The sequence below is a fragment of the Delftia sp. 60 genome (genome assembly GCF_002754395.1).
In the GTDB taxonomy this organism is placed as follows: domain Bacteria; phylum Pseudomonadota; class Gammaproteobacteria; order Burkholderiales; family Burkholderiaceae_C; genus Comamonas; species Comamonas acidovorans.
This window is the reverse complement of sequence record NZ_PEFD01000001.1, coordinates 5679428-5702992: the sequence shown is the minus strand read 5'-3', so window position 1 is coordinate 5702992 and position 23565 is coordinate 5679428. Positions and strand designations below refer to the sequence as shown.

Genomic DNA, 23565 nt, shown 5'->3' with positions numbered 1-23565 from the left:
AAACGCAAAGCCCTGAAGTTGAAAGACTTCAGGGCTTTTTCGTTTTCCGCATCCGCATCCGCATCCGCGTCCCTGAGATGCCAGTCAGGCCTTTTCCGCTTTCGGCAGCACGATGCTGAAGGAGCTGCCCTGGCCGGGCGTGCTTTCTATCTCAAGCCGCCCACCATGGCGGGCGGCCACGGTGCGCACAAAGGCCAGGCCCAGGCCCACGCCGTCGAGGTGCTGGTGATGGTCCAGGCGCTCGAACGGCTGGCTCAGCCGGGCAACGGCCTGCCCATCCATGCCGGGCCCGTGGTCCCGGATGGTGATGCGGCAATGGCCTGCGTCCTGCCGCAGCAGGCATTGCACCGTGGCGGGGTTTGCCTGATCTGCGCGCGCTCCGTATTTGATGGCGTTGCCGATCAGGTTGACGGCCGCGCGGTGGAGCATGCCCGCATCGCCCAACACGGGGCATTCCTGTTCGGGCAGGTGGAACTCCAGCTGCACATGGGCCGCAGAGGCCTGGGCCCAGCAGCTTTCCACGGCCTGGTCCAGCACCAGGCCCAGGTCCAGCCGTTCCCGGCGCAGCGCCTGCTGCTGGGCGCGTGCCAGGTGCACGAAATCGTCGGCCAGCTGCAGGGAGGCCTGGGCATAGCCTTCGATGCGCGGCAGCAGGAGGCCGAGGTCGGGTGCCTGTACGGCGCCGCGCTGCATCTCCAGCAAGGTGATGATGGATGCCACGGGCGCACGGATGTCGTGCGAGATGAACTGCATGGCCAGGTCGCGCTGGGCCTGGGCGCTGCGCAGATCGCTGATATCGACCAGGGTGATCAGCCAGCCCGTGGTGGGCGGTGCCTCGAAGGTCTGGGTCAGCAGCATCAGGCTGCGTCCCATGGGGTCGCGCCCCTCGCTGCTGGGCGGCAGGCCGTGGGTGGCAAGTGCCTCGAGCGTGAGCAAGGGCTGGCCGGCGGATGCGCCGGCTGCCGTGTCCAGTGCCCGCAGACCATCGAGCAGCCGGGGCAGGGCATCGCCGGCACGCAGGCCATGCCCCAGGCTGCGCGCATAGGCGTGGGCTGCGGCATTGGCCAGCAGCACATGGCCCTGCCGGTCGCAGACAAAGGTGGGCGAGGGCAGCTGGCGCAGGCTTTCGCTGACGAAATGGTGCAGGGCGCGCAGTTGGCGCGAAGCCTGCTCCACGGCCGCGATGCGCTGGTCCAGCAGGTCGCCTCCCAGGCGCAGCGCGGTGGGCAGGCCCTGCCCCTGCAGGTCGCGCAGCTCCAGCGCCAGAAAGCGCGCGGCGGCGCGCAGGCGCAGCCAGCTCCATAGCGGATAGGCCAGGGCCAGGCCCAGCAGGCCGGCTGCAGGCGCCGTCTGCACCTGCCACAGGCGCGGTGCAAGCCCGGCCAGCGAAAGGCAGGCCAGGGCCAGCAGCGCGCAGGCCAGCATGCCGCCCGACGGGCCCAGCCAGGCCAGGGCCAGCAGGGCCAGCAGCACGGCTGCCGCATTGAGCGCGCGGTTGAGCGTGGCCGACGCGGGATGCACATGCGAGCCCTGCAGGCTGCCGTTGAGCACATGGGCCAGCATCTCCACGCTGGAGATGGGCCGCGCGCTGGTGCCCAGCGGTGCGGTGAAGCGGCTGCCCAGGCCGGTGGCCGTCGTGCCGATGAGCACGTATTTGCCGCGGAATGCCGCTGCAGGAATGCGGCCGCGCAGCACGTCGATGTAGGAATAGGTGGTGAAGGGCGAGCGGTCCCTGGCGCCTTGCTCCGGCCTGGCCTGTGCAAAGGCAATGATCTCCTGCTGGCGGCGTTGCCAGGGGGTTGCGTCGGGGTCCATGGGCGGCACGGGCTCCGGGCGGGCGCATGCGCGGCCGTTCTCGCCCACGCAGTGCAGGGCCAGCGCCATGTGCCACCAGGGCTGCTGCGCACTGCCTTCGATGGCATGGAAGCCGCGCACCGCGCCATCGGCGTCCACGGGCAGCTGGGTATGGCCCAGCGCCGCTGCCGCCTGTGCGAAGGCCGGCAGCGGACCGCTGCCTGGCGCCACGGGCAAGACGGTGCGGCCGCTGCGCTGCAGAACGCGCGCCAGCAGCAGGTCGTCACCGGGGTAGTCCAGGTCTTCCTCGCTGAGCATCACGTCCAGGCCTATGGCGCGCGGCGGTGCCTGGCTGATGCGTTCCAGCAGGCCGGCGTGCAGGGCGCGGCGCCAGGGCCAGCGGCCAATGGCGTCAATGCTGGCATCGTCGATGGCGACGATGACGATGTCCTGCGATGCCTTGGGGCGGTGCAGCCAGCTGGCCGTGTCCTGAACGAAGCCGTTGATACGGTCGAGCTGCCCGTCGCCGCTGAGCCAGAACACCAGGGACAGCAGGCCCGCCGCCAGCAGCAGCCAGTCCCGCCGCAGTCCACGGCCACGCGCAGGCGCTGGCTGCGCCGGCGTGGCGGGGCTGTCAGGCAGGGGCGGCTGGGTGGACAAGCGCGGTCAGGGAATGAACGGGCACGGCTACTGGCGCTGCAGGCGCTCTCCGTTGCCCGAATGCATCATCTCGCCGCTGGCATCGACGATCCAGCTGCCGGTGCGGAACTGGCGCGCGGCCGAGAAGTCGCTGCGCAGGCCGTTGGCATCCTCGATCTGCAGGCGCAGGTAGTAGCTGCCTGCGGGCAGCTCCTCGGTGCTCCATTGCGGCTGGTCGGTCCAGAGGTCAACCAGCGGCGCGGTGAACTCCTGGTCGCGCGCCACCATCACGTGGTAGCGCTGGCCGGGCTCGCCGCTCCAGCGGATCTGGCGGCTGCCTTCTGCCGGGCCGTCACCCATCTGCAGCGCGCTGGCCGAGGGCTGGGGCGGAACGGCAGCCAGTTGCATGGCCTGGGCTGCGGCAAACGGGCCCTGGTCGGGCAGTCCATCGGCCAGCGTGCGAATGCTGGCGGCACGCCAGAGATAGCGTCCGGCCGGCAGGCGGGCCAGCGTGGTGGCGGGCAGTGTGCAGTCGTTCAGGTCGCGTGCATCGATGGCGGGCTCGGCAAAGCCGGCCTGCGCATCGGCAGAGACGACCTGGATGCGGTAGCGCGCGGCGCCCACGACCTGGGTGCATTGCAGGCTGGCGCGGCCCAGGCCCACGGTGGCGTCGGCCTGCGGTGATTCATACAGCGGCGGCACGGGATGGGCCTTGACGCGCAGGGCGCGGCGGCTGGCGGCGCCCGGAATGCCCTGGGCATCGATGCCGCGCAGGGACAGCACGTAATCGCCGTCCTCCACGCCCGCCAGGCGAAGCGGCGATGCCGTGGCCTGGAAGCTGGCGCTGCGCAGCACCTGGGTCATTTCGGCATCGCGCGACAGCTGCAACTGGTAACGCACGGCGCCCGGCAAGCCGGGCAGGGGCAGGCTGATCCAGTTGGCGTCTTCCGCCAGCGCGGGCCACGCCGTGATGTCGGGCGCACCCAGCATGGGGCGGGGCTCGCCCACGCGGCCATTGGCGGCCACGGCCACGCCCTGGCCCGGGCGCAGCAGCGCATCGCCAGTGTTCGCGCTTGAAGCGTCGGAGCCCACGGCGACGGTGCCTTCATCGACGGCGGCCGCCGTGCTGCCTGCGGCATCGGCCTGGACCAGGAAGCGGGTGCCGCGCACGCTGGTCGATGCAGCGGGCGTGCGGATCTCGAAGCGGCGCTGTGCGTTGCCGGGCTCGGGCGGCACCGAGGCCTCGACGCCGCCCTCGCGCAGGTCCAGTACGGACTGCAGGCTGCCGGCACGGCCCTTGCGGCGCATCTGGCGCAGCACCACATCGGACTGCGATTGCACGCGCACCAGGGAGCCATCGGCCAGGCGCACGGCGACGAATGCGTCCGGGGCCAGTTGCAGGCGCTCGCCTTCCTGCAGCGTCTGTCCCTTGCGCAGGGGCTGGCCCGCATCGTCTCCGGCCGCGCCCTGCGTATCGGCCAGGTGGTCCAGCGGGCGCGTGCTGCGCGCATCGCCCTGCACGAATTCCACGGAGGCCACGGCGGCGCGCAGCAGGCGCACGGGGATCTCCAGCACGGAGCCGGGCCGCAGGCGGTAGGGATTGGACACGCCGTTGTGCTGCTGCAGGTCGGTCCACTGGCGGGCATCGCCCAGGTAGCGGGCCGCCAGCTGCTCCAGCGTGTCGCCGGCGACGACCCGGTGTGCCATCGTGTCGCCGTTGCGGCCCGCGGGTTTGATCTGGGCCTGCGCGCCGCCCAGGCCGAGCAGGCCGAGCAGGCCAAGAGCGGCCAGCATGCAGGCCCGCGATACGGGCCTGCCCAGGGCGGCAGGCATGTGTACGGTCATGATGCCTGCTGCAGCGCCTGCAGCGCTGCGTCGGGCACATCGAGGCGATAGCCATAGCCGTACACGGCACTGATGGCGTAGGGCTGTCCGGCGCGCAGGTTCAGAAGGGCGCGCAGGCGCGAGATATGCGTGTCCAGCGAGCGCGACTGCACTTCGGCGTTGTGTCCCCACACGGCTTCGCGCAGGTGCTCGCGCGACAGCAGCCGGCCCTGGTTCTGGAACAGGGTCAGGGCCAGCGTGTACTCGCGGTGCGTCACCTCGATGGGCTGGCCGTGCATTTCCAGGCTGTTGGTGGTGGTGAGGAAACGGTAGGGGCCGAACTCCAGCACGCTTTGCGTGTTCACCGGATAGGCGCGGCGCAACAGGGCGGCCATGCGCGCGCGCAGCTCGGCATGGCGCACGGGCTTGACCATGAAGTCGTCGGCGCCGCAGGACAGGCCCTCGACGATGTCGGCCTCTTCGCTGCGGTGGGTGATGATGAGGATGGGCAGCTCGCGGCTGACATGGCCACGCGCCCATCGCACCAGGTCCGTTCCTTCCATGTCCGGGAGGTGCCAGTCCACGATCAGCAGGTCGAAGCTCTCGCGGCGAAGCTCCAGTTGCAGGGCCGAGCCCGTCTGGTAGGTGTGGCAGCTGTGGCCCGTCTCCAGCGCGACCTGACGCAGCATCTCCAGTTGCAGCGGATCATCGTCCAGAGCAGCTATACGCATCCAAATGTCCTTTCACGCACGCGCCGCAATCCCGGCGCCGAGCCCGCGGGCAAGACTGCCCGCAAATAGGCGGTTTCTAAAGCGAAGCTTACCCTTACTCTGCGGCATCGCGCAGTTGCTGCAGGGCGGCCAGCACCAACTGGGGGTCTGCGGGCTGCAGCCGGGGCTGCAGTGCGGACAGGGCCGCCTCGCCTTCCTTTTGGAGCTGGCCAATGGCCTGGCCGGCTTCCTTGGGGGCGTCGAAGCCCAGGCTTTGCAGCAGCAGCTGGCCGTCGGCGGCGACGAGCTTGAAGTAGAACTTGCCGTCGGCTTCGCGGTATTGCTTGAACTGGGGCAGGGCCTGCCTGGCGGCCTTGGCCTTGGCGGCCACGGGCGCCTGTGCCAGGCTGCGCAGGCCGACGGCCGAGCGCAGTTCGCGGATCAGGGGCAGGGTCTCGCGGCGGGCCTTGGCGGCGCCGGCCTGCAGGATGTCCTCCAGCTCGGCAGGGTGGGCCACCAGGTGCTCGTAGCGCTCGCGCATGGGCGCCAGCTCGCGGTCGATGCGCTCGAACAGTTGCTGCTTGGCGTCACCCCAGGCAATGCCTTCGGCGTACTGGCGGCGCAGCGCCTCGGTTTCCTCTTCGCTGGCAAAGCCCTGGTAGATCTGGAACAGGGCCGAGCCCTCGACTTCCTTGGGCTCGCCGGGCGTGCGCGAGTCGGTGGTGATGCTGCCGATGAGCTTGCGCAGCTGCTCGCGCGAGGAGAACAGCGGGATGGTGTTGTTGTAGCTCTTGCTCATCTTGCGGCCATCCAGGCCGGGCAGCGTGGCCACGTTCTCCTCGACCTGCGCCTCGGGCAGCGTGAAGAACTCGCCGCCGTAGATGTGGTTGAAGCTGGAGGCCATGTCGCGCGTCATCTCGATGTGCTGGACCTGGTCGCGGCCCACAGGCACCTTGTGCGCATTGAAGGCCAGGATGTCGGCCGCCATGAGCACGGGGTACATGAACAGGCCGGCGGTCACGCCGTCATCGGTCTCGGTGCCGTCCGCGTGGTTCTTGTCCACGGCCGCCTTGTAGGCGTGGGCGCGGTTGAGCAGGCCCTTGCCGGTCACGCAGGTCAGCAGCCAGCACAGCTCGGGGATCTCGGGAATGTCGGACTGGCGGTAGAAGGTCACATGCTCGGGGTCCAGCCCCGCCGCCAGCCAGCTGGCCGCGATCTCGATGGTGGAGCGCTGCACGCGTGCCGGGTCCTGGCATTTGATCAGGGCGTGGTAGTCGGCCAGGAAGTAGAAGTTCTCGACCTCGCGCGAGCGGCTGGCCGCGATGGCCGGGCGCAGCATGCCGGCATAGTTGCCGAGGTGCGGGGTTCCGCTGGGAGTGATGCCGGTGAGGAAACGGATGGTGCTCATGACGGGAGGCTTCGACAGGCAAGAAAGAAAAACAGGGAGCCGCAGAGACAGCCGGTGGACCGTTCTGCAGCGCGTTCAGCGCAGCAGCGCGATCAGCGGGGTCAGCGCGAAGTCGATCACGGCGTAGCCCAGGTCCATCAGCGGGCGCAGCCACAGGCTGCCGACCACGCCGGCGATGACCAGGCCCATGACGATGAAAAAGCCCCAGGGCTCGATGCGCGCCACCCACTGCGCCTGACGCCAGGGCAGCAGGCCGACCAGGATGCGGCCACCGTCCAGCGGCGGCAGCGGAAACAGGTTGAAGGCCCACATCACCAGATTGACCAGGATGCCGGCGCGGCACATTTCTATGAAGAAGCGCTCGCCCACGCCCGATCCCACCAGAACCACCAGCAGCATGCCCCACAGCAGGGCCTGCACGAAATTGGAGGCCGGGCCTGCCAGGGCCACCCAGATCATGTCGCGCTTGGGGTTGCGCAACTGGTCGAAGCGCACGGGCACGGGCTTGGCGTAGCCGAACAGAAAGGCGCCCGAGGTGGCGAAGTACAGCAGCAGCGGCATCAGGATGGTGCCGATGGGGTCGATGTGCTTGATGGGGTTGAGCGTGATGCGTCCCATCATGGCGGCCGTGTTGTCGCCGAAGTGGCGCGCGGCATAGCCATGGGCTGCCTCGTGCACCGTGATCGCGAAGAGCACGGGCAGGGCATAGATGAGTACGGTCTGGATGAGGTTGGAGATGTCCACGGCGGGCATTGTCTCAGACGCTGGCCACCCTTGCCGCTGGCAGCCGCCAGAGCCCGTGCGCTGCGCTCTGGCCGCGTGGATATGGTGGTTTCCCGCAGATTGGCAATGCCCCATTCTGTGTTGCAAAATGAAACACCGATGAGATGGTTCCCTCAACAGGTTTTTCACCAAGGCCCTCGGGCCATATGTACAAGAGGTGGCACGTGGGCGTACTGGGCTTGGGCAGGCTGCCGATAGGCTGGCGGCTGGTGATTGCGTTCGGCGGTATCAATCTGCTGGTCTTCACGATGATGGCGGTCACGGTGTTTTCACTGGGGCAGGCCGAACAGGCGCTGGCGGCCGGGGGGGCGACCACGGTGGCCGAGCAGGCGCTGGTGCACACGCGCTGGTGGGTGCTGGGGCTGGGGGCTGCCGTTTGCGTGCTGGCCCTGGTGGCCTGGTTCAGCCTGCGGCGGGGAATCGTGCAGCCGCTGGGCCAGGCCATCCTGATTGCCGAGACCGTGGCGGCCGGTGATTTGAGCCAGGAGTTCTCGACCGAGCTGCAGGGCGACTTCGGCCGCCTGCTGGGCGCGCTGGGCACCATGGAGGACACGCTGACCGAGCTGGTCGGCCGCATCAAGCAGTCCACGGATTCCATCGGCCTGTCGGCCGGCGAGATCGACGCCGGCAACTCCGACCTGTCGCGCCGCACCGAGGCCCAGGTCTCGGCGCTGGCCCAGACGGCCGCCAGCATGGAGCAGCTCACCGCCACCGTGCGCCAGAACGCCGACCGCGCGCATTCGGCCAGCGGCCTGGCCGTCGATGCCTCGTCCACCGCCAAGCGCGGCGGGGCCGTGGTGAGCGAGGTGGTGCAGACCATGGAGGCCATCAGCGGCAGCTCGCGCAAGATCGTGGACATCATCCAGGTCATCGAAGGCATCGCCTTCCAGACCAATATCCTGGCGCTCAACGCGGCCGTGGAGGCGGCGCGTGCGGGCGAGCAGGGCCGGGGCTTTGCCGTCGTGGCCAGCGAGGTGCGCAGCCTGGCCGGGCGCTCGGCCGAGGCCGCCAAGCAGATCAAGGAACTGATCACCACCAGCGTGCGCCAGGTGGAAAGCGGAGCCGGCCTGGTCAACCAGGCGGGCGCCACCATGCAGGAAATCGTGGGCGCCGTGGGCCAGGTATCGGGCCTGCTGGGCGAAATGTCGCAGGCGCTGCGCGAGCAAAGCGAGGGCATCGCCCAAGTCAACGCCGCCGTGGGCCACATGGACAGCGCCACCCAGGAGAACGCAGCCCTGGTGCAGCAGGCCTCGCGAGCGGCCTCGGCGTTGAGCGAGCGCGCCCAGGATCTGGAGCAGGCGGTGGGCGCCTTCAAGCTCGATGACGAGCCTGAGTCTGCGGCGGGCGCGGGGTTCTCGGCAGCGCAGGGCAGGCCTGCGCTGGCCCCGTCCGTTGCCGTGGCGCCCGCAGCAAGTTCGCCAAGGTCACCAAGTTCGCCAAGGCCGCCGCAGCGTGCGCCGACTCCTGCAGCCCGGTCGCTGCAGTCGCTGGAATTGGCGCAGCACTGATCTGCATCTTTCTCGTCAGCGTTCCTTCACAACACAAACGCCGGGCTTGCCCGGCGTTTGTCGTTCATGCGGTGCGGAGCATGGCCCCTGCTCGGGCCATCTTCATCAGGCCATCTCAAGGCCCAGGGCGTCCAGGCTGCCCCTTCCCTGGCGCACCACGGTCGGCGGATTGCCCAGGGCCATGGGAACCAGGTCGATCACGGTGGTCGGCTCCGAAGGGCAGGCGCCTGCATCGACGATGGCGTCAAGCTCGTGGGGGAAGCGCTCCAGGATGGCGTCCGCGTCGTGCAGGGCCTCGGTCTCGCCCGGCGGGATCAGCGTGGTGGCGATCAGCGGCTCGCCCAGTTGCTCCAGCAGCAGCTGCGTGCCCTTGCGGTCCGGCACGCGCAGGCCGATGGTCTTGCGCGAGGGATGGCTCAGGCGCTTGGGCACTTCCTTGGAGGCTTCCAGGATGAAGGTGTACGGCCCCGGCGTGGCCAGCTTGAGCAGGCGGTACTGGCGGTTGTCCACGCGCGCATAGCTGGACAGCTCCGACAGGTCGCGGCACAGCAGCGTGAGATGGTGCTTGTCGTTGATCTGCCGGATGCGGCGAAGCCGCTCCACCGCAGGGCGGTCGTCCAGATGGCAGACCAGCGCGTAGCTGGAGTCCGTGGGAATGGCCAGGATGGCGCCCTGGCGCAGCATGTCGGCGGCCTGCTTGATGAGACGGGGCTGGGGATTGTCGGGGTGGGCTTCGAAGCGTAGGACCATGGTGTGCGTTGTTGGCGGGAGGAGCTCAGGCCAGCTGTATGCGCTCGCTCAGCAGTTCCCATACCGGCGTCAGCTGGCCCGGCAGGTAGGGCAGGTCGCCCAGATCGGTGTGCGATTCCTCGGGGCTGTGGAAGTCGCTGCCGCGCGATGCGGCCAGGCCGAATTCGCGCGCCATGTCGGCATAGATGGTGTATTCGCTGGGCCGGTGGCTGCCGGTGACGACCTCGACGCCCTGGCCGCCATGGGCCTTGAATTCGGAAAACAGCGCGTATTCCTCGTTGGCGGTGAGCGCGTAGCGGGCCGGATGGGCGATCACCGCCACACCGCCGGCCTGCGTGATCCAGCGCACGGCATCGGCCAGGCGGGCCCAGGTGTGGGGCACGTAGCCGGGATGGCCTTCGGTCAGGTAGTGGCGGAACACCTCGCCCGTGTCGCGGCAGCGGCCGGATTCCACGAGAAAGCGTGCGAAATGGGTGCGTGAGATCAGGCCGGGATTGCCGGCGAAGCGCAGCGCGCCTTCGTAGCTGCCTTCGATGCCGGCCAGCTCCAGCTGGCGGGCCATCTCGCGGGCGCGTGGGCCGCGCCCGTCGCGCGTGGCGTGCAGCCCTTCGAGCAGGGCGGGGTCGTCCGCGTCAAAGCCCAGTCCCACGATGTGCACGGTGGCACCTGCAAAGCTCACCGAGATCTCGGCGCCCGTCAGGTAGTCCATGCCGCAGGCGCGCGCGGCGGCGGCGGCGCGGTGCTGGCCGCCGACTTCGTCATGGTCGGTCAGCGCCCACAGCTGAACGCCCCGGGAGGCGGCGCGTTCGGCCAGTTGCTCCGGCGTCAGCGTTCCATCCGAGACCACGGAGTGGCTATGCAGATCGGCGTTCAGATAGGACTTGGGCACCGGTCCATTGTAGGTGTCGGTGCTTTTCCGAGCCGGGCAGTGCGGCTGGGGACTTCCCTGAGTGCGGGTTAACAGGCCTCAATAGTGACGGATGCATGACGATGATCAGCCAGGCGCCGTCAAGGGTGGACAAGAATGGTTTCCGGAGCGATGGGCGGCAGGGGCGCCATGGCCTGGCTCCGGCATTTTTATAAAAAAGATCGGTTTTTCCATGAATCTGAATCAAATCACGGTCGCCCAGAAGCTGTGGGCCCTGGTGCTGGGACTGCTGGTGAGCATGCTGGTGGTCAACGGCGGCATCCTGGTCTATCTGCACGGGGTCAACGAGAAGATCAACACCGATGTGATGACCGCGCAAAGCGGCGCCACGCTGGCGCGCGAGTGGCGGCATCTGACGCAGATGAGCGTGGAGCGCTCCATCGTCGCGGCCATGTCGCCCGACGAGACGCTGGCCGCGCAGCAGCGCGCGTTGATGAGCAAGGGCATAGAGCGCATCAACGTGCTGCAAAAGCAGGTGGGCGACCTGCAGCTGGGCACGCAGTCCAAGCAGGCGCTGGACGCCGTGGCGGCCGAGCGCCGCGAGACGCTCAAGGCCAACTCGGCGGCCCAGGAGGCGCGCAAGGCCAGCGATTTCGCCACCACGTTCGACATCGTTGAAAAGCAGCTGCGCCCGGCGGCCGAGCGCTACAACAGCGCGCAGGAAGCCTTCGTGCAGCAACTGGAGCGCCAAAGCGAGCTGGCGCGCGAGGAAGGCGTGGCCCATCGGCGCCAGGCGTACTGGATCGGTGCGCTGGCCAGTGCGGTCATCGTGGCCCTGGGCCTGTTCATGGGGGTGGCCATCATGCGGTCGATCACGCGGCCGCTGGACCAGGCCGTGGCCCTGGCCGACGGCATTGCCGCAGGCGACCTCACGGGCTCGGTGCAAAGCAACCGGGGCGATGAGCTGGGCCATCTGCTGGGCGCACTCAACGGCATGGCGCAGCGGCTGCGCGGCGTGGTGGGCGAAGTGCGCTCTGGCGTGGAGTCCGTGTCCACGGCCTCCAACCAGATCGCCAGCGGCAACCAGGATCTGTCCTCGCGCACCGAGCAGACAGCGGCCAACCTGGAGGAGACGGCGGCCAGCATGGAAGAACTGACGGCCACCGTCACCCAGTCGGCCGACACGGCGCGCCAGGCCAACCAGCTGGCGGCCACGGCCGCGCAGGCGGCCGAGCAGGGCGGTGCCGTGGTGGCCCAGGTGGTCACCAGCATGCAGCAGATCACGGACAGCAGCCGCAAGATCGCCGACATCATCGGCGTGATCGACGGCATTGCCTTCCAGACCAATATCCTGGCGCTGAACGCCGCCGTGGAAGCGGCCCGCGCAGGCGAGCAGGGCCGGGGCTTTGCCGTGGTGGCGGGCGAGGTGCGTTCGCTGGCCCAGCGCAGCGCCGAGGCAGCCAAGGAAATCAAGCTGCTGATCACCACCAGCGTGGACAACGTGCAGTCGGGCTCGAAGCAGGTGGAGCAGGCGGGGCGTTCCATGGAGGAAATTGTCTCCAGCGTGCGCCGCGTCAGCGATCTCATCGGCGAGATCACGGCCTCGTCCACCGAGCAGCGCGACGGCATCGGCCAGGTCAACCAGGCCGTGACCCAGCTCGACCAGATGACCCAGCAGAACGCGGCCCTGGTCGAGGAATCCAGCGCGGCTGCGCTGGCCATGCAGGACCAGGCGCGGCGCCTGTCCGAGGTGGTGGCAGTGTTCAAGCTGGGGCAGGAGGGCAGCGCACTGGCGCCGGCCAGGGCACACATGCCGGCCACCGCAGCGGCACGCCGGCCGGCATCTATCGGTGCAACCGGTGCAACTGCTGCGGTGCGCCCTGCGCCTGCGGCACCCGTACGTCCAGCGCCCGCCGTGCGCAATGCACCGGCGCCCCAGAAGATCCAGCAGTCCGTGGCGAAGGCCCCCGCCAGGACAGCGGCCAAGGCCGGAGCGGACGACGACTGGGAGACCTTCTGAGCGGGAGGAGCGGGGATGCAGGCCGGCGTGCAAGTCAGCGCCGGCCTGCAGGCCTTCGTCAGTTGCGCGGCTTGCCGTAGTCGGGCGAGCGCGGGCCTGGCAGCAGTCCGCGCTGCGCCATGGGCGACAGCAGGCGCTGGTTGGCGATGGAGGCGATCTGCACGCTGCGGTCGTTCATGGTGTCCAGGATCTGGTTGAGCAGTGCCGTCACCAGGATGCCGACCAGTCCGCCGCCTGAGCTTTGACCTTCGGCGCTGGACGCCGTGGCACTGCCATCCCACAGCTGGGTGCCGGAGCGAAGGTCCACCAGCCTGGCCTCCAGCGTGACCACGGAGGCGCTGCTGATCACCGCATAGCTGGTGCCGTAATTGCGGATGTTCAGGTACAGGGCCGCATCGGCGCCAAAGATTTCACGGAGCTTGGCCACGGGCAGTTCCTGGGCGTCGTCGGCGCTGACGATGCCGTTCTGGCGGAACATTTCCTCGGTGACAGCCACGGGCAGAACGTAGTAGCCGGCCTCGGCCAGCGGCAGCGTGATCTGGGACAGCACGCCCGCCGGTGCATTCACTTCCGGGGACTGGTTCAGCGCAGGCATGACCAGGATGGAGGCAGGCTTGGATGCCCGCAGCGCCGAATAGTCATAGGGCGCGGTAGTGGCACACCCGGTCAGCGCCACGGTCATGGCAAGAGCCAGGGTCTTGATGTGATCGGTCAGGCGCATGTCAATTCTTGCGGGCCGTGAAGGTTTGCAGCAGCGTGTCCATGAAGGTGGCGGACTCGGGGAAATGCTGTTTTTCCTCGGCCAATTGCTCCACCGTCTTTTCGTTGTTGCCGGTCCGGGAATAGAGCATGGCCATATGGGCGCGGTAGCCGGGTGGCAGCGCCTTTCCCTCGGCCTGGACCTTCATGCGGGCTTCTTCCAGCTTGAGCAATTGGTCCTCGGCGCCGGTACTGCCGTCATCCTTGAGGTATTGGTAGACCTGGGGCTGGTAGTCATTCCAGGCATACAGCGGCTGGCGCGGCGCAGCGCAGCCGGCCAACGTGGCGCAGATGGCCAGCGCGGCCAGGGCCGTTGCCGAATGGACGGGGCGCTTCATTGCGCGGGCTTCCATGCGCCGCTGTCAATGCCGGCCGCCAGCTTGTCCACGGCTTCGCGGATGGCCAGATCCAGTACCTTGCCGTTGAGCGTGGAGTCATAGCCGGCCGTGCTGCCGAATCCCACGATTTCGCGGTTCGACAGGCTGTATTCGCCCGCACCCTGCACCGAATAGACGACTTCGGAGGTCTGCACCCGGACGATGTTCAGGCTGACCTTGGCATAGGCCACCTGCTCCTTGCCACGGCCGAGCACGCCGAAGAACTGGCGATCCCCGACCACCTTGCGGCCGAACTCGCTCACGTCGCCGGTCACGACGTAGGTGGCGCCCTTGATCGCTTGCTCCTGCTTGTTGAAGCCCGCTTCCTGGCGGGTCTCGGACATGTTGTCGCGGTCCAGCACGCTGAATCGGCCGCTTTGCTGCAGGTGGGTTACCAAGATGGTTCTGGCCTGGCCACCGAGGCGATCGACGCCGTCCGAGAAAATGCCGCGCTGAAAGCTGGAGCGGTTGTCGAATTTGCCCACGGAAATGGGGCTGCGCGGGCCTTGATAGGCGCTGGATGCAGAAGCGGGCTTGGGTGTCTCAAGCGTGCGCGATTGCTCGGTGGTGGAGCAGCCGGAAAGGCCGGCGGCCAGGGTAATGGCAATGGCCGCGCAAGGCCACAGGCGAGAGGTCATGAGTATTTCCCCGGTTTTCTTGGAATGAATTTGCAATAATTTGTTGCAAAAACCGGGGATATTAACCGAGGGGCACCGTGAATGGCGCCCCGGGTCTCTAGGACGCGTCCGAATGCACTCCCTCGATCAGGAATTGCACCTTGCGCTCTCCGCGCCATTCATTGATGTCCATGCGAAAGGCAATGCAGGCCGATGGCGGCAGCGGGTCGGTATGGCCGAACCAGATGCCGTCCACGGTTTCGCCCTGATGGCGCAATTGCAGTTTCAGGTGCTTTTCACCGACCAGGCGCTGTGACAGCACTTCCAGTTGCTCGCTGAAGGTGGGCGGGGCAAAGCCCTGGCCCCAGACCGCGAGATTGAGCTGCTCGACCATTTCGGGCTTGCGGAAATCTGGGTCTAGTGGTCCGTCGGTCTCTATGCGGCGCGTCAGCGTGGCTGCGTCCAGCCATTCCTGTGCCACCTGGGCCAGGGCCTTCTCGAACACCGCGAAACCGGCCTCGGCAATGGTGCAGCCGGCCGCCATGGCGTGGCCGCCAAAGCGCAGCAGCAGGCCGGGGTGGCGCTTGGATACGAGGTCCAGCGCGTCGCGCAGGTGAAAGCCGGGAATGGAGCGGCCCGAGCCCTTGAGTTCATGCTCGTGCCCCGGCGCGCCGCTGGCGGCGAAGACGAAGCTGGGCCGGTGCATGCGGTCCTTGATGCGCGAGGCCACGATGCCGACCACGCCCTCGTGGAAGTCGGGGTCGAACACGCTGATGGCGGCCGGCGGCGTCATGCCGTCCTCGCACAGGCCTTCGGCCATGAGCAGGGCCTGCTCGCGCATGCCGCCTTCCAGTTCGCGGCGTTCGCGGTTGATGGCGTCCAGCATCTGCGCCAGGTTGGCGGCGCGGCCCGCATCGTCCGTGGTCAGGCACTCGATGCCGATGGTCATGTCGGACAGTCGGCCTGCGGCATTGATGCGCGGACCCAGGGCAAAGCCGAAGTCGAACGTGGTGGCCGCAAAGGCCTTGCGGCCAGCGGCTTCGAACAGGGCCAGCAGGCCCGGCTGCATCTGGCCACGGCGAATCTGCTTCAGGCCCAGGGCGACCAGGCGGCGGTTGTTGGCGTCCAGCCGCACCACGTCGGCCACCGTGCCCAGGGCGACCAGGGGCAGCAGGGCCTCCAGCCGGGGCTGGCTGGCCTTGTCGAAGCGGCCGCGCGCGCGCAGCTCGGCACGCAGGGCCAGCAGCACGTAGAACATCACGCCGACGCCGGCCATGGACTTGCTCTCGAAGCTGCAGCCGGGCTGGTTGGGGTTGACGATGGCATCGGCCAGCGGCAGGTGGTTGCCAGGCAGGTGGTGGTCGGTGACGACCACCTGCAGGCCCAGGGCCTTGGCCTCGGCCACGCCTTCGACGCTGGCAATGCCGTTGTCCACGGTGACCATCACCTCGGCGCCGGTTTCCTTGACGCGGCGTGCGATGGGCGGCGTCAGGCCGTAGCCGTCCACCACGCGGTCGGGCACCAGGTAGCTGACCTCGGTCGCGCCCAGCATGCGCAGGCCGCGCCAGCCCACGGCGCAGGCGGTGGCGCCGTCGCAGTCGTAGTCGGCCACGATGCACAGGCGCAGGCCGCGCTCTATGGCATCGGCCAGCAGCTGCACGGCGGCCTCCATGCCCAGCAGGCCGGAGGGGGCCAGCAGGCGTGCAGGCGTGTCGTCCAGTTCGTCGGCGGAACACACGCCGCGTGCGGCGTAGAGCTGGGCCAGCAGCGGGTGAACGCCGGCCTGGCGCAGTGCCGAGGCCTGCTGGGCAGGGATCTCGCGGGGGATGATTTTCATGGGCAATGTGTCAGAGCATGCGGCCCAGGTCGGGCAGGGCGCGGGGGCCGAAAAGGCCCGTCAGCCTGTCCAGCCAGCGCGGCGGGCGGCTGCTCCATGCGATGGCATGGCGTTCGCCGCACAGCGTCAGCGTGAGCGGGTGGCCTGCGCGCACGCGCTCCAGCAGGCGGGCGATGAGCCCGGCGTCCAGCGCCTTCCAGGCCTCGCGCCACGCAGCGGGGTTGCCCTGCAGGGCTGCGGAGTGAAGGTCGTCCAGGCATTGCACGGCGGCCTTGGTGCCGGTGGCTGTGCCGGGCTGCAGGCGCCCGGCGCCGTGGACCCAGAAAGCGTTGATGGGTACCTGTCCGCGGGCGGCGCGGGCATCGTTGAAGACATGGGTGTAGAGCAGCATCTGCACCTCGCTTTGCAGGCGGTGCAGGGCGCGCGCCTGCTGCGCATCGGGCAGCCAGGGCCGCACGTCGCGGCCGATGACGCGGTCCATGGAGGCCGTGGCCAAGTCATCGAACAGCGCACCGCGCGCCAGCCAGCGCTGCGGCTGCTGGTACTCCAGCACGATGCCGTCGTCAGCGAACCAGGGCGCCAGCAGGGCCAGCAGCTGGCGGGATTCCTCATCGCTGAGGGGTGTGGTGGCGGGATCGCTCTGGTGGACCTGGTCTGCGCCTATGTGCCAGTGGCAGGGCGTGACATAGGCGCAGGCCTGCGCCGTCTCACCGGCCTGCCAGGCGGCCCAGGCAATCAGGCCCGGCGCATCGGGCAGGCCCAGCGAGCGCGCCAGGGCGCGTTCGTGGGGGGGAGAAAAATCCATCTCCGTGCCGGTCTGTGCGGGAGCGGGCTGCATCAACGCCAGCAGGGATTGGAGATGGGGCAGCTCCAGTCCGCCCCAGACGGCCGCGACGGCAGCGTCATCCGCTGCATCCGAGGACGGACCGCCGGCATAGGGAATGATCCATTCGGTCGTTTCCTCCAGCGGGGCTTGGGTGGAGGACACCAGGGGCGCGGTCAAAAGCATGGCCGCTATTGTCGGGCATGGGGTGCCGCAGTGCCGGCGCCTTCGTTTTTCCCCTTGGAGCGCGGTTCAGCGCTGGGGCATGTCCCGGGCCGAAGAGACCAGGCTGACCGTGGCGTCCTCAGGGATGGGCGGCATGCCCTGGTTCCAGTCTTCCCAGGCGCTGCGCATGGCGGCCAGACGCTCGGGCGCGCGCGCTGCCTGGTTGGCGCGCTCGCGCTCGTCGGCGGCAAGGTCGAACAGGTAGTCGATGCCGTCCACGCGCAGGTACTTCCAGTCGCCATCGCGCAGGGCACGTTGGCCGCGGTGCTTCATGCGCCAGTGCAGGGTGCGCGGGAATTCGGCATCTTCCGCGCGCAGCACGGGCAGCAGCGAGATGCCGTCCAGCGCATGGCCCTCTGGCGCCTGCACGCCGGCGGCATCCAGCACCGTGGCCGACCAGTCCATGCTCATGCAGTGCTGGGGGCTGCTGCGGCCCGGTGCGATCACGGCTGGCCAGTGCGCGATCCAGGGCACGCGTATGCCGCCCTCGGTCAGGTCCATCTTGCCGCCGACCAGGGGCCAGTTGTCGGAGAAGCGTTCGCCGCCGTTGTCGCTGGTGAAGACGATGAGGGTGTTGTCCAGCTGCCCGTTGGCGCGCAACGCCTCGACGATCCAGCCTATGCCTTCGTCCATGTGGTGGATCATGCGGCGGTACTGGTGGATGTTGCCGCCGTCCAGGTGGGCAATGCCTGCGCCCAGCGCCTCGGCCGTGCTGCGGTCATCGCGCGTTTCCCAGGGCCAGTGTGGCGCCGTGTAGTGCAGGCTCAGGAAGAAGGGCGCATCGCCTTGGGCCATGCGGTGGACGAAGTCCACGCTGCGCTGCGACAGCAGGTCGGTCAGGTAGCCCTCGTCATGGTGCTCCTCCTCGCCCACCCACAGGTCGTGCTGGCCCGAGCTGCTCAGGTGGGTGAAGTAGTCCACGCCGCCCGACATGGGGCCGAAGTATTCCTCGTAGCCCGAGCGCAGCGGGCCGAAGTGCGGCGGGTAGCCCAGGTGCCATTTGCCGATCAGCGCCGTGCGGTAGCCCGCATCCCTGAGCATGGAGGCGACGGTGGGCATGTCCGGCGGCAGGCCCAGCTTCTCGCCCAGCGGCGTGCCGCGTGTCTTGCTGTTGATGGGCTCCTCGGCCGCACCGCGCAGGCGGTACTGGTAGCGCGCCGTGGCCAGGGCAAAGCGCGTGGGAGAGCACACGGGCGAGTTGGCATAGCCCTGGGTGAGCCTGAGGCCGCTGGCGGCCAGGCGGTCGAGCACGGGAGACACCGGGCCGAAGTCGGCCGCGCGGCCGCCGTAGCAGCCGAGGTCGGCATAGCCGAGGTCGTCGGCCACGATGAAGAGGATATTGGGACGGGACATGGACATGCGCTCTGTGCAGGGTTGTGGGCGGGAAGCGGCGGCGCTCATTCCATCTTCATTCCGGTGGACTGGATCACGGTCCGGTAGCGGTCGGCCAGCGCCTGTATGCGTTCGGCGGCGGCCGGGCCGGTCAGGCCTTCGTAGAACAGGTCGTTGGCGCGCATGCGCTCGCGCAGGGCCGGATCCTTCATGGCCTTTTCCAGCGCGGACTGGATTCTTGCGACCAGGGGCTCGGGCGTGGCGGCAGGCACCCACAGGGCGAACAGCACTTCCTGCTCCAGGTCCTTGTGGCCCAGCTCGCCCACGGTGGGCACGCCGGGCACCAGCGGGTTGCGCTGGCGCATGGTCACGGCCAGCGGCACGACCTTGCCGGCCGCCACCTGGCCCAGCATGGCCGAGGAGCTGATGATGCCGCCGTCCACCTCGCCCGCCAGCACGGCCGTGCTGGCCGGGGCGTTGCCCTTGTAGGGCACGTGACTGACCTTGGCGCCCGTGGCATGGGTGAGGATGGCCGAGGCCAGATGGCCCGGCGTGCCGTAGCCGGCCGAGCCCAGCGTCAGGCCGCTTCTCTTGCCCTGGGCGATGAACTGGTCCAGGGTCCTGAGGCCGGTGCGGGGATTCACGGCCACCATCATTCCCTGCGAGGCAATCATCATCACGGGACGCAGGTCCGTGCCCTTGAACGGCATGCTCTTGTAGATGAAGGGATTGACGGTGAAGGTCGTGTCTATGCCGACCAGCAGCGTATAGCCGTCGCCGGGCGCCTTGGCCGCGTTGTCGGTGCCGATGTTGCCGCCCGCGCCGGGCCGGTTGTCCACGACGAAGGGCTGTTTGAGTTCACGCTGCAGTACCTCGCCCAGGCTGCGCGCCAGGATGTCGGCGGCGCCGGCGGGCGCGAAGGCGACGACGATGCGCACGGGTTTGGCGGGCCAGGCCGAGGCATCGGCGGCCGCATCGGCCCGGGCGCCAGCGCCGGAGCCCAGGCCCAGCAGAAGGGCCAGGCCGGCCCGCAGCAGCGGGCTGCGCAAGGCATGGGTGGCATGGGTGGCTTGGAACAGGGAAAACATGGTGGCGAACTTTCTGCGCTGCGGGGGCGCCGGGCTTTGCGAGAATCCCCAGGCCGGCTCCGGACGGTGGCTCCCGTTGTCTCCTTTCCGGACGGGGCCACTGTAGAAGTCCCCGCAGCAATTGATCTAATCAACTGTTCCCCGTGAATACCCGTCCCGCTCCCACCTCCATCCAGCAGATGCTGCTGTTTCGCATCAACCGCTACTTCGGTGCAGCGGGCGGCGTGGCCATGCGCATGTGCGAGGCGCATTTCGGCATCACGCGCCGCGAGTGGGGCGTGATGGCCACGGTGGCTGCCAACGAGGGCCTGCTGTCGTCGGAGCTGGCCGAACGCGCGCAGCTGGACCGCGCACGCACCTCGCGCGCCCTCAGCGGGCTGGAGGAAAAGGGCTGGGTGCAGCGCAGCCCCATGCCCGGCGACCGCCGCCGCGTGGCCGTGTCGCTGACCGCCGAGGGGCGGCGCATGTACGGCCTGATCCTGCCGCGCATGGCCCAGATCCACCTGGACCTGGTGTCCGTGCTCAGCGACGAGGAACTCGCACAATTCGATACCTTGCTGGCCAGGCTGCAGCGCCATGCGCTGACGCTGGAAGCGGAGGGCCGCTACGACGCCCTGCCGCGTGTGGACCGCGGACGGCACCGGCGCTGACACGCCGACGGCAAAGCCTGCCGCCATGCAGGGCCTGTGGGCGATGACACAATGCATGCCCATGCAATTTCCCTACGAACTGGCCGTCGGCTGGCGCTACACCCGGGCGGGGCGTGCCACGCGCCGCAACGGCTTCATCTCGTTCATCTCCGGCGTCTCCATGCTGGGCATCGCCCTCGGTGTGGCGGCGCTGATCATCGTGCTCAGCGTGATGAACGGCTTCCAGAAGGAAGTGCGCGACCGCATGCTCAGCGTGGTCTCGCACATCGAGATCTTCGCGCCCCAGGGCGCGGCGCTGCCCGATCTGGAGCGCACCATGCGCGAGGCGCGCGCCAACCCCGACGTGCTGGGCGCCGCCCCGTTCGTCGCGGCCCAGGCGCTGCTGGCGCGTGGCGAGGACATGAAGGGCACCCTGGTGCGCGGCATCGATCCGGCGCGCGAGGGCGAGGTCACCGATGTGGCCGCCACCAATGCCGAGGTGCTCAAGCGCCTGGTGCCTGGCGAGTTCAACGTGGTGCTGGGCGTGGAGCTGGCGCGCTCGCTGGGCGTGCGCCAGGGCGACATGGTCACGCTGATCGCCCCGGGCGGCCAGGTCACGCCGGCCGGCGTGGTGCCGCGCCTCAAGCAGATGCATGTGGCCGGCACCTTCGACTCCGGCCACTACGAATACGACTCGGCCCTGGTGATGATGCATTACGAGGACGCGCAGCGCCTGTTCCGCCTGGAAGGGCCGACTGGCATCCGCCTGAAGCTCAAGGACCTGCACGAGGCGCCGCGCGTGGCCATGGAGCTGGCCCACACCATCACCGACCGCCTGCTGATCCGCGACTGGACCCAGCAGAACCGCACCTGGTTCGCGGCCGTGCAGCTGGAAAAACGCATGATGTTCATCATCCTCACGCTCATCGTCGCCGTGGCCGCGTTCAACCTGGTGTCCACGCTGGTGATGACGGTGACCGACAAGCGCGCCGACATCGCCATCCTGCGCACGCTGGGCGCCTCGCCGTCCAGCATCATGGGCATCTTCATGGTGCAGGGCGCCATGGTGGGCGTCATCGGCACCTTCGCAGGCCTGCTGCTGGGCCTGGGCATCGCCTTCAACATCGATGTCATCGTGCCGGCCATCGAGCGCCTGCTGCACGCCAACTTCCTGCCCAAGGACATCTACCTGATCAGCAAGATGCCCAGCGATCCGCAGTACAGCGACATCATGCCCATCGCCGTGATCTCCCTGGTCCTGGCCTTTGTTGCCACCATCTATCCCAGCTGGCGCGCCAGCCGCGTGAACCCCGCCGAGGCGCTGCGCTATGAATGAAGTGAATGTGATGCCCGGTTTCGAAGTGTCCCAGCAGGGCGCCGTGGTCCTGGATGCGCGCGGCCTGACCAAGCGCTTTGCCGAAGGACGGCTCAACGTGCAGGTGCTGGCAGGTGTCGATCTGCAGGTGCGCGCGGGCGAGACGCTGGCCATTGTCGGCGCCTCGGGTTCGGGCAAGAGCACGCTGCTGCACCTGCTGGGCGGGCTGGACGCCCCCACCAGCGGCAGCGTCACCCTCAAGGGCGAGCCCCTGCATGAACTCAGCGCCCAGAAGCAGGGCGCGCTGCGCAACCGGCACCTGGGCTTCATCTACCAGTTCCACCATCTGCTGCCCGAATTCAGCGCCCAGGACAACGTGGCCATGCCGCTGCGCATACGCCGCGACGACAGGGCCGAGTGCATGGAGCGCGCCGCGCGCATGCTGGCGGCCGTGGGCCTGGGCGAACGCATGCTGCACCGTCCGGCCGAACTGTCGGGCGGCGAGCGCCAGCGCGTGGCCATTGCCCGTGCCCTGGTCACCCAGCCGGCCTGCGTGCTGGCCGACGAGCCCACCGGCAACCTGGACCGCAGCACGGCCGACACCGTGTTCCGCCTGATGCTGGAGCTGGCGCGCAGCCATGGCACGGCCTTCGTCATGGTCACCCACGATGAGCAGCTGGCGGCGCGCTGCGACCGCATGGTGCGCCTGGTGCAAGGCCAACTGGCCTGACCGGCAGGCCTGAGTCTGGACTCAGGCCATGCGCAGCAAGGTGCCCGGCAGGCGCTGGGCGCCTGCGGGAAGCACGGCCGCAGCCGGGGCCGACTTGATCTGCGGCGCAGCGGGAACGATGGATGCCGGCAGCGGCTTGCGCTGCACCTGTTCCCTGGATGCATCCGCGACGGCCGCGCTCTGCGCCGTCAGGTCGGCCGTCACCTCGCGCAGGCGTGCCGACTGGGCCATGGACGCCTGCACCACATCGCCCATGATGGCCGTGACCTGGTGGGAGGAGTCCACGATCTCCTGCATGGTGCCGCCGGCCTGGCGCACCTGATTGGCGCCCAGTGCCACCTGCTCCACCGAGGTGTGGATGAGCTGCTTGATTTCCTTGGCGGCGGCGGCGCTGTTCTGTGCCAGTGCCCGTACCTCGCCCGCCACCACGGCAAAGCCCCGGCCCTGCTCGCCTGCGCGGGCCGCCTCCACGGCAGCGTTGAGCGCGAGGATATTGGTCTGGAAGGCGATGCCGTCCATCACGCCGATGATGTCGCTGATCTTGCGCGAGCTGGCGCTGATGGACTCCATGGTGCCCATAACCTCGTGCACCGTGCGTCCGCCCTGCTCGGCCACCAGGCAGGCCTGGCGGGCCAGTTCGTTGGCCTGGCCTGCGTGCTCGGCGCTTTCGCTCAGGCCCTGCATGGCCTCGCCCAGGGTCTGTGCGGCCGTGAAGCGGCGCGTGATATCGCGGGCGTACTTGACCACCTTGAACGGCCGGCCATCGGCGTCGAGGATGGGGTTGTAGCTGGCCTCGATCCAGACCTGGCGGCCGTGCTTGCCGATGCGCAGGTACTGGCCCGCATCGTGCTGGCCGCTGGCCAGCTTGCGCCAGAACTGCGCATATTCGGGGCTGTGGCGTTCATGGGGCTGGACGAACATGCTGTGGTGCCGTCCGACGACCTCGTCCAGCGTGTAGCCCATGGCCTGCAGGAACAGGCGGTTGGCATGCAGGATGTTGCCCTGCAGGTCGAACTCGATGATGGCCTGCACCTTGGAGATGGCGGCCAGCTGGCCTTCGGCGTCGGCGTTGCGGCGCTGCTGCTCGGTGATGTCGGTGGCGTACTTCACCACCTTGAAGGGCCTGCCATGGCGATCGAAGATGGGGTTGTAGCTGGCCTGCAGCCAGACATCGCGCCCGTACTTGGCAATGCGGCGGTAGCGTCCCGCGTCGTGGATGCCATTGCCCAGGCGCTGCCAGAACGCGGCGTACTCGGGCGACTCGCTCATCTGGTGGTCCACGAACATGCGGTGGTGCTGGCCGATGACCTCGTCCTCCTCATAGCCCATGGTGTCCAGGAAGTTCTGGTTGGCGGCCAGCACATGGCCTTGCAGGTCGAACTCGATCACCGCCTGGGACTTGTGTATGGCGGCCAATTGCCCGTCAAGCTCCGCCTTGCGGCGTGCGCCACCGAGGTCCAGGATTCGACTCCATGCTGAGCGCTTCATGGGAATTCCTCTCTCCAAAGCATGCCGGCCGGTGATGCGGG

Annotated in this window: 20 protein-coding genes; 5 read left to right on the top strand and 15 right to left on the bottom strand. The window is 68.6% G+C overall.

Features of this window, described 5'->3' with window-relative positions; genetic code table 11:
* Nucleotides 1-84: 84 nt before the first annotated feature.
* From CLV01_RS25665 to CLV01_RS25645, 5 genes are all read right to left on the bottom strand, one after another.
* Nucleotides 85-2454: a CHASE2 domain-containing protein gene (locus CLV01_RS25665; protein ID WP_099732920.1), complete on the bottom strand. Its 2370-nt coding sequence runs from the start codon at nucleotides 2452-2454 to the stop codon at nucleotides 85-87.
* Between the two features lie 27 nt (nucleotides 2455-2481).
* Nucleotides 2482-4278, bottom strand: a complete 1797-nt coding sequence (locus CLV01_RS25660) for a FecR family protein (RefSeq protein WP_373681079.1) — start codon at nucleotides 4276-4278, stop codon at nucleotides 2482-2484.
* A complete protein-coding gene (locus CLV01_RS25655; RefSeq protein WP_012207214.1) occupies nucleotides 4275-4988 on the bottom strand; it encodes a response regulator transcription factor in 714 nt (237 codons plus the stop codon). Before CLV01_RS25655 ends, CLV01_RS25660 begins: the two co-directional genes overlap by 4 nt.
* Nucleotides 4989-5082: 94 nt before the next feature.
* Nucleotides 5083-6375 carry a tryptophan--tRNA ligase gene (locus CLV01_RS25650; protein ID WP_043825000.1) on the bottom strand — a complete coding sequence of 431 codons (1293 nt, stop codon included), beginning with the start codon at nucleotides 6373-6375 and terminating at the stop codon, nucleotides 5083-5085.
* A 75-nt stretch (nucleotides 6376-6450) separates the two neighbouring features.
* Nucleotides 6451-7128 (bottom strand): site-2 protease family protein, encoded by a 678-nt coding sequence (locus CLV01_RS25645; protein WP_099732921.1) that lies wholly within the window; start codon nucleotides 7126-7128, stop codon nucleotides 6451-6453.
* A 176-nt stretch (nucleotides 7129-7304) separates the two neighbouring features.
* Between CLV01_RS25645 and CLV01_RS25640 the strand changes: the two genes are divergently transcribed.
* A complete protein-coding gene (locus CLV01_RS25640; protein ID WP_096913882.1) occupies nucleotides 7305-8666 on the top strand; it encodes a methyl-accepting chemotaxis protein in 1362 nt (453 codons plus the stop codon).
* A gap of 105 nt (nucleotides 8667-8771) precedes the next feature.
* Here the strand turns inward: CLV01_RS25640 and CLV01_RS25635 are convergent, their stop codons facing one another.
* Nucleotides 8772-9416 (bottom strand): L-threonylcarbamoyladenylate synthase, encoded by a 645-nt coding sequence (locus CLV01_RS25635; protein ID WP_012207210.1) that lies wholly within the window; start codon nucleotides 9414-9416, stop codon nucleotides 8772-8774.
* Nucleotides 9417-9441: 25 nt separating this feature from the next.
* Nucleotides 9442-10305, bottom strand: coding sequence for a 3',5'-nucleoside bisphosphate phosphatase (locus CLV01_RS25630; protein WP_013800875.1), 864 nt, complete (start codon nucleotides 10303-10305; stop codon nucleotides 9442-9444).
* A gap of 211 nt (nucleotides 10306-10516) precedes the next feature.
* On the opposite strand from CLV01_RS25630, the gene CLV01_RS25625 reads away from it, so the two are divergent.
* Nucleotides 10517-12304, top strand: a complete 1788-nt coding sequence (locus CLV01_RS25625; RefSeq protein WP_099732922.1) for a methyl-accepting chemotaxis protein — start codon at nucleotides 10517-10519, stop codon at nucleotides 12302-12304.
* A 58-nt stretch (nucleotides 12305-12362) separates the two neighbouring features.
* Here the strand turns inward: CLV01_RS25625 and CLV01_RS25620 are convergent, their stop codons facing one another.
* The 7 genes from CLV01_RS25620 to CLV01_RS25590 form a co-directional block, all read right to left on the bottom strand.
* The gene (locus CLV01_RS25620; protein ID WP_099732923.1) at nucleotides 12363-13025 is read right to left on the bottom strand and encodes a DUF799 domain-containing protein; all 663 of its coding nucleotides are present in this window, start codon (nucleotides 13023-13025) and stop codon (nucleotides 12363-12365) included.
* A gap of 1 nt (nucleotide 13026) precedes the next feature.
* The gene (locus CLV01_RS25615) at nucleotides 13027-13401 is read right to left on the bottom strand and encodes a DUF4810 domain-containing protein (protein ID WP_099732924.1); all 375 of its coding nucleotides are present in this window, start codon (nucleotides 13399-13401) and stop codon (nucleotides 13027-13029) included.
* A complete protein-coding gene (locus CLV01_RS25610) occupies nucleotides 13398-14078 on the bottom strand; it encodes a CsgG/HfaB family protein (protein ID WP_099732925.1) in 681 nt (226 codons plus the stop codon). The genes CLV01_RS25615 and CLV01_RS25610 overlap by 4 nt, the downstream gene beginning before the upstream one ends.
* A 97-nt stretch (nucleotides 14079-14175) precedes the next feature.
* The gene (gene recJ, locus CLV01_RS25605; RefSeq protein WP_097201493.1) at nucleotides 14176-15894 is read right to left on the bottom strand and encodes a single-stranded-DNA-specific exonuclease RecJ; all 1719 of its coding nucleotides are present in this window, start codon (nucleotides 15892-15894) and stop codon (nucleotides 14176-14178) included.
* 10 nt (nucleotides 15895-15904) lie between these two features.
* A complete protein-coding gene (locus tag CLV01_RS25600) occupies nucleotides 15905-16903 on the bottom strand; it encodes a phosphoglycerate mutase (protein WP_099732926.1) in 999 nt (332 codons plus the stop codon).
* Nucleotides 16904-16969: 66 nt separating this feature from the next.
* Nucleotides 16970-18295 carry a sulfatase family protein gene (locus tag CLV01_RS25595; protein ID WP_099735055.1) on the bottom strand — a complete coding sequence of 442 codons (1326 nt, stop codon included), beginning with the start codon at nucleotides 18293-18295 and terminating at the stop codon, nucleotides 16970-16972.
* A 44-nt stretch (nucleotides 18296-18339) separates the two neighbouring features.
* Entirely contained in the window at nucleotides 18340-19362 is a 1023-nt protein-coding gene (locus tag CLV01_RS25590) for a tripartite tricarboxylate transporter substrate binding protein (RefSeq protein ID WP_099732927.1), read from the bottom strand.
* A gap of 179 nt (nucleotides 19363-19541) precedes the next feature.
* Here CLV01_RS25590 and CLV01_RS25585 point away from each other — a divergent pair, with 179 nt between their 5' ends.
* From CLV01_RS25585 to lolD, 3 genes are all read left to right on the top strand, one after another.
* Nucleotides 19542-20012 carry a MarR family winged helix-turn-helix transcriptional regulator gene (locus CLV01_RS25585; RefSeq protein WP_034396824.1) on the top strand — a complete coding sequence of 157 codons (471 nt, stop codon included), beginning with the start codon at nucleotides 19542-19544 and terminating at the stop codon, nucleotides 20010-20012.
* Between the two features lie 61 nt (nucleotides 20013-20073).
* A complete protein-coding gene (locus CLV01_RS25580; RefSeq protein ID WP_026062761.1) occupies nucleotides 20074-21327 on the top strand; it encodes a lipoprotein-releasing ABC transporter permease subunit in 1254 nt (417 codons plus the stop codon).
* Nucleotides 21320-22036: a lipoprotein-releasing ABC transporter ATP-binding protein LolD gene (gene lolD, locus CLV01_RS25575; protein ID WP_013800885.1), complete on the top strand. Its 717-nt coding sequence runs from the start codon at nucleotides 21320-21322 to the stop codon at nucleotides 22034-22036. Before CLV01_RS25580 ends, lolD begins: the two co-directional genes overlap by 8 nt.
* A 21-nt stretch (nucleotides 22037-22057) precedes the next feature.
* Here the strand turns inward: lolD and CLV01_RS25570 are convergent, their stop codons facing one another.
* Nucleotides 22058-23524 carry a methyl-accepting chemotaxis protein gene (locus CLV01_RS25570; protein ID WP_099732928.1) on the bottom strand — a complete coding sequence of 489 codons (1467 nt, stop codon included), beginning with the start codon at nucleotides 23522-23524 and terminating at the stop codon, nucleotides 22058-22060.
* Nucleotides 23525-23565: the final 41 nt, after the last annotated feature.